Annotated in this window: 8 protein-coding genes; 3 read left to right on the top strand and 5 right to left on the bottom strand. The window is 69.4% G+C overall.

Annotated features, from left to right (window positions below):
• Positions 1 to 18 precede the first annotated feature (18 nt).
• From AB0H12_RS39960 to AB0H12_RS39950, 3 genes are all read right to left on the bottom strand, one after another.
• Complete coding sequence (locus AB0H12_RS39960) at positions 19 to 1500, bottom strand: non-reducing end alpha-L-arabinofuranosidase family hydrolase (protein ID WP_499630343.1); 1482 nt, start codon at positions 1498 to 1500, stop codon at positions 19 to 21.
• Between the two features lie 362 nt (positions 1501 to 1862).
• Positions 1863 to 2834: an aldo/keto reductase gene (locus tag AB0H12_RS39955; RefSeq protein WP_499630342.1), complete on the bottom strand. Its 972-nt coding sequence runs from the start codon at positions 2832 to 2834 to the stop codon at positions 1863 to 1865.
• Between the two features lie 413 nt (positions 2835 to 3247).
• Positions 3248 to 4192 carry a GlxA family transcriptional regulator gene (locus AB0H12_RS39950; RefSeq protein WP_499630340.1) on the bottom strand — a complete coding sequence of 315 codons (945 nt, stop codon included), beginning with the start codon at positions 4190 to 4192 and terminating at the stop codon, positions 3248 to 3250.
• 70 nt (positions 4193 to 4262) lie between these two features.
• On the opposite strand from AB0H12_RS39950, the gene AB0H12_RS39945 reads away from it, so the two are divergent.
• Together AB0H12_RS39945 and AB0H12_RS39940 are read left to right on the top strand one after the other, a co-directional pair.
• Positions 4263 to 5309 carry a saccharopine dehydrogenase family protein gene (locus AB0H12_RS39945; RefSeq protein ID WP_499630338.1) on the top strand — a complete coding sequence of 349 codons (1047 nt, stop codon included), beginning with the start codon at positions 4263 to 4265 and terminating at the stop codon, positions 5307 to 5309.
• A gap of 296 nt (positions 5310 to 5605) precedes the next feature.
• Positions 5606 to 6625, top strand: coding sequence for a S66 peptidase family protein (locus AB0H12_RS39940; RefSeq protein ID WP_499630336.1), 1020 nt, complete (start codon positions 5606 to 5608; stop codon positions 6623 to 6625).
• 153 nt (positions 6626 to 6778) lie between these two features.
• Here AB0H12_RS39940 and AB0H12_RS39935 read toward each other — a convergent pair whose 3' ends face one another.
• Complete coding sequence (locus AB0H12_RS39935) at positions 6779 to 10525, bottom strand: nSTAND1 domain-containing NTPase (RefSeq protein WP_499630334.1); 3747 nt, start codon at positions 10523 to 10525, stop codon at positions 6779 to 6781.
• 383 nt (positions 10526 to 10908) lie between these two features.
• On the opposite strand from AB0H12_RS39935, the gene AB0H12_RS39930 reads away from it, so the two are divergent.
• Positions 10909 to 11397 carry a hypothetical protein gene (locus AB0H12_RS39930; protein ID WP_499630332.1) on the top strand — a complete coding sequence of 163 codons (489 nt, stop codon included), beginning with the start codon at positions 10909 to 10911 and terminating at the stop codon, positions 11395 to 11397.
• A gap of 201 nt (positions 11398 to 11598) precedes the next feature.
• Here the strand turns inward: AB0H12_RS39930 and AB0H12_RS39925 are convergent, their stop codons facing one another.
• A complete protein-coding gene (locus AB0H12_RS39925; RefSeq protein ID WP_499630331.1) occupies positions 11599 to 12354 on the bottom strand; it encodes a hypothetical protein in 756 nt (251 codons plus the stop codon).
• Positions 12355 to 12423: the final 69 nt, after the last annotated feature.

The following is a 12423-nucleotide window of genomic DNA, read 5'->3' as shown; positions in this document are numbered from 1 at the left end:
CCTGTGTCACACCACTGACTAGCGCTGCAGCGTCAGCACGCCCGGCCGGTAAGGCAGCTTGCCGTAGTCCATGCCGTCGGAGCGGGGGTCGCGCCCCTGGTAGAGGAACTGCAGGTTGCAGGGATCGACGGACTTGGTCTGATCGGGGTTGGTGCGAACCAGGTCGCCGTGGCTGATGTCGTTGGTCCAGGTCGCACCGCTGTTGACCTTGCCGGCGAAGGGGTTGCTCTCGGTGGCGGCCTGCGGGGTCCACGTGCCGTCCAGGCTGGAGGCGGTGAACGAGCGGAAGTAGCGTCCGTTCGCCCCCATCGCCTCGACGATCATCAGGTACTGGTTCTGGCCTTGGACCTTGTAGACCTCAACCGCTTCGAACAGGTTTTCCTTCGTGTCGCTCATGATCGTGGTGTAGTTCGAGCCGAAGCTGCCCGGGAAGTTCCCGATGGGCATGCTGGCCCGGTAGATCTTGCCGAGGTCGTCGGCGAAGAACATGTACATGTTCGTGTCGTCGGCGATGAGGGTCTGGTCGATGGGCGCCCCGGCGGGGAGGGTGCCCGTGAACAGCGTCTGCTGCGCGGACCAGCTGTTGGGGTTGGTGGGGTCGCTCGAGGTGCGGTAGGAGAAGGTGTCCGGCCAACCCCACTGGTAGGCGATCACCCAGATGTTCTTCGGGGCGAAGTAGAACAGCGTCGGCGCGACGGCATTGAAGGACAACGTGTGCTGGGTGGCGGTGGCCATGTCGGACCAGTTCGTGAAGGGACTGAAGCTCATCCCTCCCCAGCTCTCCCCGGTGTCGTGCGACGTGCCGTAGACGAGGTTCCTGCCGTTGTGGACGACGGCACTGAAGTCCTTGAGCGACACCCACCCCGACTTCGGGTTCGCCAGCGGGCCGGTCGACGTCCAGCGGTACGACGACGGCAGCGTGCACGTGCCGCTGCCCCCGCCCACCCGGACGAGTTGCCACTGCTGGTTGCTGCCGCCCCAGTCGCTGAACTGCACCACCCTCGCGCCGTCGGCGGTGGAAGCGCCCTGCACCTCGACGACCTTGCCGCTGTTGCGGTTGACCAGCCGGACGTAGCCGCTGTCGGAGTCGGCCAGCCGGAACTGCTGGTTGACGCCGCCGTGGTCGGTCCACTGGTGGATGGCGGCGTGGTCGGCCGTCGACCAGTTGGACACGTCCAGCACCTTGCCCGAGTGCCGCGCCTTGATCCGGTAGTAGCCACTGCCCGAATCGACGAACTGGAACTGCTGGTTGTTGGCGTTGGTGCGGGCCCACTGGACGAGGTTGGCTGCGTCGGCGGTGGACGCGCCGTTGACGTCGAGGGCCTTGCCGGTGTTGCGGTTCACCAGCACGTACCAGGCGTTGGTGTCCACTGTGGCGGCCGATGCCGGCGTCGTGGCCACCGTGAGCAGCCCGCCCGCGAACGCCGCGGCAGCCGCAGCGGCCAACCCCGACCGCAACCGACTACGCCACCTCGCGGTGCGCGCAAACCCAACCGACATAGGGTCTTTCCTTTCGTCATGGGGACCGTCGACAGGCACCGGGGCGCGTCGGCGCGGACGCCGACGACAACCACGTGCACGGGCCAACGGGAACCTCGTGTTAGCGCTAACATTCGCCGGGGCGGCGGTCCGGGTGGGAATATGTGGATATATGGTCGATAGGGGGGGAAGTCAGCAATGCGCTCTAACGTGCCATGGCGAACTGTGAACGATAACAACGACCCGCGTCAAGATGTGACGGGAAGGTTTTCCGGAGAAGTCCCAGATGAGACGCTGGGGCGTCGCCGAGGCTCGGCGGCCGTCAACCTGACCTCAGCCTTCCGCAGCCCGGCATCCTTCGCCGCCTCGCTGCGCGGCACGTCTCACCGCGTGTCCGTCGGCAGGTCGAGTTCGGCCCACAGTTCCTCGGGAATGGCGATTCGCGCGTTCACGACGTTCTCGGTGACCTGCCTGGCGCTCCGAGCGCCGATGACGACGCCGGCCACGGCGGGGTGGCGCAGAGGGAACCTCATCGCCGCGGCGGCGAGGGGGACGCCGTGCGCCGCGCACCGTGCGGCCAGGGTCTGAGCGCGCCGCAGGACGTCGTCGGACGCCGGGGCGTAGTTGTAGCCGGCCCCGGCCGTCGGGTTGGCGAGGATGCCGCTGTTGAACACGCCGCCGACCAGCACACCGACACCGCGTGACGCGCACAGCGGAAGCAGTTCGTCGTCGGCGCTCCGGTCCAGCAGCGAATACCGGCCGGCCAGGAGGAGGCAGTCGATGTCGGTTTCGGTGACGAAGCGGGTGAGCATCCCCACCTGGTTCATGCCCGCACCGATGGCACGCACCGCACCTTCGGCGCGCAGCCGTTCCAGCGCCGGGTACGCCCCGGTCACCGCTTGCTCCCAGTGGTGGTCGGGGTCGTGGATCAGGACGACCTCGAACGCGTCGAGGCCCGAGCGCTGCAGGCTGTCCGCCAGCGAGCGGTAGACACCTTCGGCGCTGTAGTCGTTCACCCTGACCAGACCCGGATCGCCGTGAAAACCCCAGTCGCCGGGTGGCGCGTCACCGGGCACCAACAGCCGACCGACCTTGGTGCACACGGCGAAGTCCGCGCGTGGCCGATCGGCGAGGAACGCGCCGAGACGCCGTTCCGACTGACCTGCCCCGTAGTGCGGCGCGGTGTCGAAGAGGCGGATGCCCGCCTCCCACGCCTCCGCCAGCGCCGTTCGCGCCTCGGCCTCGTCGACCGGCGCGGACAACCCACCGAGAGGTGAGGTGCCCAGACCCAGCTTGGTCACGCTGACACCGGAGCGACCCAACGACGCCCGTTCGGTGAACCACGGCTCGGCCATCACAGCCACCCCGCCGCGGACGGCGTGCTCCCGGTCGGGGGCGCCGAGGCCACCCGGTTGTTGCGCCGGACTTCCACGCCTCCTCCTTCGGGTGGTCGGGTCGAGCACGGGGCACTCACCCCTGCCACAGGACCTTCGGTCGGGACGACTCTGCGCACATCTCCTGCGGCTGTCAACGTCGGCGACGGCCGGCCGACGTCGGATGTCCGCGCAGTTCCGCCGAATCCGTCGAGCGTCCTGGTCAACTGCGATGTCTTCCTGCTTCTGTCCACTGCCTACCCGCAGGTGAAGATCGGCGCGTGGCCGGGTGCGACGGTCGAGGACGTTGTCCTGCAGCAGGCCGAAGGAACAGCAGACCCGGCGTTCGTCGGGAGGTGCGATCCAGCGGCAGGTCTGGTTGTTGCTCTGCGGTGTCACTCCGGGCGGAATGTCGCCCGGTACGCGGTGGGGGTGACGCCGAGGACGCGGTGGAAGTGTCGGCGCAGGGTGGTGGCGGTCCCCATGCCGCAGCTGGTCGCGATCTGCTCGATCGAGGCGTCGGTGCGTTCGAGGAGTTCCTGGGCGCGGGCGATCCGCTGGTGGTGGAGCCAGTCCAGCGGCCTGGTCCGGAGTTCGGCCTGCATGCGGCGGGCGAGGTGGCGGGTGCTGAGGTTGGCGTGTCCGGCGAGGTCGCTCACGGTCAGGGGTTGGTCGAGACGGGCGCGTGCCCACTCGAGGGTGGGTGCCAGACCGTCCTGGCGTCGTGGCTGGGTGGGTGGGGCGGTGAACTGCGCTTGACCGCCGCTTCGGTGGGCGGGCACGACGAGTCGCCGCGCGATCCCGTTGGCGGCCGAGGCGCCGAGGTCGCGCCGCACCAGGTGGAGGCAGAGGTCGAGTGCCGCGGTCTTGCCGGCCGAGGTGAGCACGTCGCCCTCGTCGACGTAGAGCACGTCGGGCCGGACGTCGACCTGCGGGTAGCGGCGGGCGAGGTCCTCGGCGTGCATCCAGTGCGTCGTCGCGACCCGGCCGTCGAGCACTCCGGCGGCGGCCAGGACGAACGCGCCGGTGCACAGGGAGGCGATGCGGGCGCCGCGGTCGCGGGCCGCGCGCAGTGCGTCGAGGAGCTCGGGGTCGGGGTTGTCGCCGAGGTCGTCGGACGAGGGCACGACGACGGTGTCGACGTGGGCGATCCCGGCGTACGACGTGGTCGGCAGGTGTGCCAGCCAGGGGTGCGGAGCGCCGTCGGCGGTGCAGACCACGAGGTCGTACCACTGGCCGGTGGGGGACAGGTCCGAACGGTCGACGCCGAAGATCTCGGACGCGATCGCGATCTCGTAGAGCATCGCGGAGCCGTGCAGGACGAGCGCGACCCTGAGCATGTCTCATATTGTACGGTCCACGTCGTTTCGGACACTCGTCCCGGACGGCGTCCCGCCCGACGATGGTCTTGTGAACGCAACCGATCGAGTCCTCGTCTACGGCGCCACCGGTCACACGGGACGCTTCGTCGTCGACGAGCTGCTGCGGCGCGGGCTCGTTCCCGTGCCGGCCGGCCGCAGCGCCGAGCGCCTGGCCGCCGTCCCACCGCGACACGCGGCCCTCGAACACCGGGTCGTCGGCATCGACGATCCCGACCTGCTCAGGCGGGCGGTGGCCGGCGTCGGCGCGGTCATCAACTGCGCCGGGCCGTTCCTCGACACCGCGCTGCCCCTCGCCCGCGCCGCGGTCGAAGCCGGGGCCCACTACCTCGACGTCACCGCCGAGCAGCCGGTCGTGCAGGCGCTCTACCGCGACCTCGACGCCCCCGCCCGAGCCGCGGGCGTCGCCGTCGTCCCCGCCATGGCCTTCTACGGCGGCCTGGCCGACCTGCTGGTCACGGCCACCCTCGACGGCGGCTCGCGCGCCGACGAGGTCGAGGTCGCGATCGGTCTGGATCGCTGGTGGCCGACCGCAGGCACCCGGGTCACCGGGGCGCGCAACACCGCGACCCGCCTGGTGATCCGCGGCGGCGCGCTGACCGCACTGGAGAGCCCCGCACCGTCCGGCACCTGGTCCTACCCGTCGCCGTTGGGTGAGCAGTCGGTCGTGCAGCTGCCGTTCTCCGAGGTGATCACCATCGATCGACACCTCGACGTGGGCGAGCTCCGCTCCTACCTCAACACCGCCCCGCTCGAGGACCTCCACGACGACGCCACGCCGCCGCCTGCCCCGACCGACGAGCACGGACGATCGGCACAGCGGTTCGTCGTGGACGTCCTCGTGCGCCACGGCGCCGACACCAGGCGCACGAGTGCGACCGGGCGCGACATCTACGCCGTCACCGCGCCGATCGTCGTCGAAGGCGCCGTCCGACTCCTCGACGGACGCCACCGCGGCTCGGGCGCCGCGGCCCCCGGCCAAGCATTCGACGCCGCCGGCGTCCTCGCCACCCTGGAACAGGATGCCCGTGCCATCGCGGTTCGGTCCGACCAGGAACCGTGCGAGACGAAGCGATAGCCGACCTGCGGATCGCAACCGCAACGCCCGACTGACTCGCCTGCGGGCGCCGGCGCCGGTCGGCAACGCGATCGTCGGGATCGGCCTGGCCGATCCCGAACAAGTGGTGGTGGTGACCGACCACGACTCGAAAGTAGTGGCGCACACTACCTTTCGCTGCCGCGCCTGGAACCTCGGGACCGCGTTGGACCGGGCCCTTGGCTGTGCCGGCACAACACCAACGCCCGCCATGCGCCGGGGCGGACGACCGGCGAAAATCGCGTGACCCCACCAAGGGCACTGGCGACACTGACGCCATGACCGGTTCCGCACCGCCTCAACTGCTTCGACCGCGTGCCCTGAGGCCCGGGGATCTCGTTGTCATCGCATCGCTGTCCGGTCCGCTGCCGGCCGCTCACGAGCCCAACGTCGAGCGGACGGTGGTCGTGCTCGAGCGGATGGGATTCCGCGTGCGTCGGGCTCCGCTGCTCGAAGTAGGGCGGCGCCATTGGTGGAGCGCGGCTACGCCCGCGGAGATCGCCGGGGAGCTCAACGGCCTTCTGCGTGATCCTGAGGTGCGCGCGATCATCGCGAGTGACGGTGGCCAGACGGCGTTCGGCTACCTCGACCTGATCGACGTCGAGGCGATCAGGGCCGACCCCAAGCCGATCCTGGGCTACAGCGACATCTCGCTGCTGCACCTGGTGCTCTATGCGCGCACGGGTCTGGTCGGGTTCCATGCCGACATGGCGGTCCCTGGCTTCGGCGGGCACTGGCAGTCTGCGCCCGTGGCGCGCCAAGCGGAACTCGAGAAGCTCTACTCCAGGTTGCTGACCGGTACCGCGGCGATCGGTGCGCTGCCTGTGAGCCCGTCGTGGGAGTGCTGGCGTCCCGGTCGTGTCGAAGGGCGGCTGATCGGCGGGGTGATCAATCGCATCGTGCTGGCGCAGGCGACGCGTTTCGCGCTGCCGCTCGAGTGGTTCGATGGTGCGGTGCTGTTCTGGGAGGAGATGGGCGGCCTGGCATCGTACGTGTGGAGCTATCTGCAGGTGATGCGACACTGCGGCATCCTCGATCGGATCTCCGGCATGGTCGTTGGCGTTCCGCGCGAGATCAGCGGACTCGAGCCCGGCGCCTCCCCGACCCTGCCCGAGATGGTCCTCGACGTCCTCGGCGACCGTGACATCCCGGTCCTGGGCAACGTCGAGTTCGGGCATGCCGGCCCGAACCTGCCGATGCCGGTCGGCATCCGCGTCGGTCTCGATGCGCAGCAGCGGACGTTGTCGCTGCTCGAACCGGCGGTGGGGCCGCACGCGATGACGGGACGGGTCAGCTGAGCGCCGCGCCGCCACAGTGCCCTCGGCACGCTCATCCCCATCGAGCACGAACGGCTTCACACCGTCCCAACCGTGGCCTCGAGTCCAGACAGCCGACTCACGCAACCCGGGGCGCATCAGAGTCTCTGTCGAACCCGGCGCGGTGCACGCCTGTCAGTTGCCGGTGCAGGGCGGTTGGTAGTCCGCGTCGGGGAAGTGGGTCTTCCACTCGTCAGGTGTGATCACCGGTGCGGCCATCGTGCACAAGCGTTCGCGGGCGAGGTTCAGGTCGGACTGCCAGAGCCGGATGGCCTGGTTAGCGCCCGTAGTCACCAGGGTGCGGTCGGCTGGGTTGAACGCGACGGCGTAGACGGTGCCGGTGTGGCCGCTCAGTGTTCCCGCCTCGGTCGGGTTGCGCGGGTCGGCCACGTTCCACAGTTGGATCGCTTGGCCGGGGCCCGGGACCGCGAAGCGCGTGCCGTCGGGGCTGAAGGCGAGTGTCTCGATCGGACTGCCCAAAGGCATGGTGGCGATCTCGTGGACCTCGCTGGGATTCGTGGTGTCCCAGAATCGAACGGTCTGGTCCCCGCCGCCGCTTGCCAGGATCGTGCCGGTCGGGTTGAACGCGAGGGCTCCCACACCGCTCGTGTGCTTGTCGAGCGAGCCGCGCGGGCGGGGGTTCCGGGGGTCGGTGACGTCCCAGAGCTTGATCAGCTTGTCCGCCCCCGCGGTCGCGGCGGTTCGCCCGTCGGGGGTGATGGCCACTGCTTGAACCGGCACGTCATGCTCACGGAGCCGGGCGGATTCTCGTGGACGGACGGGTTCGGAAAGATCCCACACCGCGATGGTCTCGTCCGAACCCGCTGTGATCAATGTGCGGTTGTCCGGGCTGACGACCAGTGAGTTGACACCGGCGGCGTGTCCGACGAAGCCGGTCACGCGGACCGGTTTGGCCGGGCTGGACACGTCCCACAGCAGGATGTTCCCCTGGCTGCCTGCGGTGATCAGGGTCTTTCCCGTGCGATCGAACGCCAGCGACCACACCCCATCGGGATGATCATCTATTCTGGCGAGCCGGCGGAGGTGGCCGTCTGGGCCGGTGGCCCACAGGTTCACCGTGCTGTCGACCCCGCCAGTGGCCAGGACGTTGCCTTCGGGGCTGAACGCGGCTGCGGTGACGACATCGGTGTGGCCGCTGTGCGCTCGCAGGTCGCGCAGATCCTCCAACCGGGCGGTTCTGTCGTCACTCGCGGAGGCGAGCGTTCGGCCATCGGGGCTGAACGCCAGAGACCGGACGACGCTGCTGTGGCCGGTGAGGATGCCAAGTTCTCGGGGGGAGCGAGGTTCGGTGACGTCCCACAGCCGGACGTGCCTGGCCCATCCGGTGGCCGCGAGTGTGGCGCCGTCGGGGCTGAAGGCGACTGCCTCCACGCCCTCGACACTGGACTGCCTGCCCCCGAGAGCCGCCACCTGGCTGGGTGCGGTTGGGCCTGACACGTCCCAGACGCGGGTGATGCCGTCCTCGCCACCGGTGGCGAGAAGCCTGCCGTCGGGGTTGAACGCCACTGCCTGGGCGCGTCCGGTCGGGTTGGGGAGGACGGCGATCTGCGCGGGTTTCGAGTGGTCGGAGACGTCCCAGAGCCGGGTGGTGCCGTCCCACCCGGCGGTGGCGACGGTGTGACCGTCCGGGCTCAACCTGCCTTCACGGACGAGCTCTGTGTGGCCTGTGAGCACGGACAACGGGCGACCCGAAGTCAGATCCCACAGCCGCGCCGTGGTGTCCTTGCTCGTGGTGATGGCGGTGTTCCCGTCCACGCTGAAGGACACGGACAGAACCTGATCCGTGTGACCGGTGAGGGTGTCCGCGTGGTGCGGCTCGCTCGCGTTCGTGATGTCCCACAGGCGGACCGTTCGATCCTGGCCGGCGGTGGCGAGGACGAGCCCGTCCGGGCTGAAGGCGACCGACTGGACGGCGCCTGCGTGCCCCCGAAGCACTGACAGCACCTGCGGCGCGAACGGGTCGGCGACGTTCCAGAGCTTGACGGTGTGGTCTTTGCTGCTGGTGGCGAGGATGGTGCCGCTCGGGCTGAAGCCCGCTTCGGACAGGGCGTCGTCGTGGCCGAGGAGGCGGACGGCGGACAGGGTCGGATGGCTGAGCAGGCCGTCTCGGCTCGACGCACTGGGAACCATCTGGTGTGCGGCGAGCCGGAGCTGGGTGGCAAGCCTCGGATCGACGGACTGCACTCTGTCGGCTTCCAGCAGTGCCTTCTGCGCCAGGCTGTTGTCCCGCTGATCGTGCATCGCCCGTTGTGATCTGACTGCGAGAACCGATGTCGTGAACGCCACGACGAGCAGGCCGCAGAGCACCGCGACCAGCGAGCGCAGGCGTCGCGCGGTTCGGCGATCGGCCGCGTGTGCTCGCGCATCGGTGTCGAGGCTGGTGTTCAGGAACTGCCGTTCGGCGTTGGTCAGCGCGTGACCGTTCTTGGCTGCCCATTCCTCCGCGCTCGTGAGTCGACCGCCCCGATACAGGGCTCCGGGGTCGTGGTCCAGGGAGATCCAGGTGGTGGTCGCTTCCGCCAGTTGGCGGTGAATGCGCAGACCCTCGCGGTCTTCGGCCAGCCACGCCCGTAGCCGCGGCCACGCCCGGAGCAGTGCCTCATGGCCGATCTCGATCGAGTCGTGGTCGACGGTGAGAAGACGTGCCTGCGTCAACCGGTCGAGGACGACGGTGAGGTCACCGCTCTCGTCCAGTTCCTTGCGGTGGAGCTTGCGTCGGGTGTCGTCGGAGTCCTGGCCCAAGGCGGTGAGGCGGATCAGCAGGTGTTTGGCGAGCTGTTGCTGGGCCTCGTCGAGTTCCTCGTACACCTGCTCGGCGGTGACGGCCACCGCGCGCTCGATGCCGCCTGCGGCTTCGTAGCCGCTGAGGGTGAGAGAGTTGCCGCGCCTTCTTCTCCAGGTTTCGAGCAGGACGTGGGAGACCATGGGGAGGACGCCGGGTCGGCCGGTGGCTTCGCTGATCAAACGGGTCACCAACGCGGTTTCGACTGTGCAGTTCGCCGCGGCGCTCGGTCGGACGATCGCTTCCCTCAACTCGTCGGTGCTCATGGCGCCGATCACGAAGTGGCCGTCGCTCATGGCCTGGGCGAGGTCGGGGTGCGCAGCGCATCGCGCGTAGAAGTCCGAGCGGGTGACGATGAGGACGCGGCATCCGCGGTCATCCGCGCGGGCCGCGGCGATCAGAAGTTCGATGAACTGGGATCGTTCAGCCGGGTCGTCGCAGAGGGTGAAGACCTCCTCGAACTGGTCGACGACCACCAGCAGACCCGCGCCGTTCTCTTCGACGGTCCTCGTCGACAGCGCCGCCATGTGCGACGCCAGCTCGCTCACGGGCGTTGTCCCCGGCGTGAGGAGCACCACCCGGCCGGATCCGGCATCGGTCAGTCTCGGAATGAGTCCGGCGCGGAGTATCGAGGACTTACCCACTCCCGAGGGCCCGAACACCGCGAGCAAGCGTCGCTGGTCGAGCCGTGTCATGAGGTCGTCGAGGAGACGCTCACGTCCGAAGAAGCGCCCCGCGTCGGCCGGGCCGTAGGCCCGAAGCCCCACGTAGGGAGCGTCGACCACGCCCAGGCGACGTTCGTCGCGGTCGTCGGTGAGTTGTGCCGAGACGGCGTGCCAGCGGACTCTCCACTCGTCGGGAGTGCCATCGCAGGCCGCCACGTAGGCCAGCGTCACCTCGAGACTGGGCAGCCGATGCCCGCCGGCCGCGTCGGACAGGGTCGTGGAGGAGTAGTGCGCGCGTCGTGACAACTCCCGGTAAGGCGGGTTCCCCGCCTTCTTGCGGAGTTTCCGTAGGTCGGCGGCGAACTCCGAGAGCGGCGACCCGTTCATGTCCAGCGGACGTTCAGCGCGCGGCATGTCCCCACCCCTTGTGAACCAGCACGTGGATTGTCCGGACGTTGATGTCCGGCGTCCAGCCCCCGGCGCCGGACAACGCCCGACCTGCAAGATCAGCCTCGTTGTCCGCGAATTCCTGAACCGGCGTCAGGACGACCGGGGCCGGGTCTCGGCGGGATCGCATCCCGTGGACTTGTCCCTGAGCGGACGCACCCGGGTCGTGGGCGCGACGTTCGCGGCGGTGGAATGCCCCTCGCAACCGGGGTGGACCCACCCGGCGGCAAGCAGGAAACCCCTCGGGGTTGTCAGCGACAATGCGACCGGGTGTAACGATCTGTAATCGCATGATGACTTGTTGTGGCCGGGCGTGCGCCCGTCACTCGAAGAACGGGAGTGTTGTCAGCATGGTGAAGCCGAAGAACAAAGCGACGACGAAGAGTCGCACGAGGAAGCTCGGCGCGGCCGTGGCCGCGATGGTGTCGGTTGCCGGGATGCTCCTCGCGGCGGCACCCGCCACCGCCGCCGCCTACCCCACCACCGACTTCTACGTCTGGGACAGCAAAGGGAGCTACTACTCCGGCACAGTCACCTGGTACAACCGGTCGGTCGGCATCACCGGAACGTTCAACACCGTCGGATGCCGGCGGGTGTACGGGGAAGCGTGGGCGAACACCCGCCGACTGGACTGGGGCAACTCCGCCCTCTGGTGCAACCACCTGAGGACGCAGTCCATCCCCCTTGACGCGAACGTCGCCGGCGGGGCCACCACGGTCGTGGTCGGGATGGCCGACGAGAACGCGGTTACTTATCTGGACTATGTCACCTGCTACCGCGGCGACAGCGTCTGCGAATGGGGGGTCGCAGGCGCTGTGAGAGCTGAGCAAGACAACTGAACCCCGTATCGCCCCAACGGATCCCCGGCGGCAGGACTGGTCAGCAGGTCGGCCGGCCAGGTCGGTGCGGGTGGTCCGCTCCACGACGCGGAGCCGCAGCCGGGGTCTCGCGGGCGGCGGCCCGTCACCGAACAAGCCCACCGCGGCGGTGAACGTGCGCACATCGGCGGAAGCGGAAGTCGGCGGTGAGATCGGTGCGGGTCAGGAGGGAACGCACCGGCTGAGGAGCAGGTACTCGGCGGTCATCGGGCGCAGCGCCAGGAACAGGGCCGACGCCGCCGCGGCGGCGACCACGACGGGAACCGCGACGAAGACCAGGGCCGCGTTCGTCGGTTCGCCGGCATCAGGTGCCACTACCACCAGGGCGTGGAGCAGGTAGCCCGTGCAGACCCAGAGCTCCAGCGCGGCACCGGTGACCAGCGCGCGCCGCCCGCAGCCGACCGCGAGCCGCACCCCGCCCGCGATCAACAGCACCGCCGCCGCGACCTGGGTGACGACCACCGACCACGCGAGGAGCGCGAACCAGCCCGTCCCGGTCGGCTCGGGCAGCACCACACCGGCGATCACGCTGCCGATGAGCGTCCCGATCCCGACGAGCACGCTCAGGACCGCGGCGCACGTCGTCGATCCCGGCCGCCACCCCGCCTCGTCCACCAACGCGTCCAGCCCCGTCATGGCGCTCCTCCGGCTTGATCGCTCCGCCCTCCCTATCGTCGAGTTCTCCCCGACCGTTGCGCTCGTCGGCAGAAGCGGGCGTTCCCGGAGCACCCGGTCAGCGGCATGGTGCGACGTCGTCCCACCCGGGGTCGGTGAGGTGACGGCGTCCGGCACCACCGCGGTGTCGTCGAACAGGGTGTGGACGCCGAGGTCGAGCTCGTCGTAGTAGCCGGGGAGCGGCAGCTCGCGGCGGATCCACCCAGCCTGTTCGCGGTCGTGGAGGGCCTCCCGTGCGCCCATGTCGCGGATTCGATCGCGTTCGGGCGGGCAACTCGCCGGCGGTGACGGGCAACGCGCGACTGCGGGAGC

This window comes from Actinosynnema sp. NPDC023794, assembly GCF_040639675.1.
GTDB lineage: Bacteria > Actinomycetota > Actinomycetes > Mycobacteriales > Pseudonocardiaceae > Actinosynnema > Actinosynnema luteola.
The sequence above is the reverse complement of the archived record's forward strand: the minus strand, read 5'-3'. Positions and strand labels throughout refer to the sequence as shown.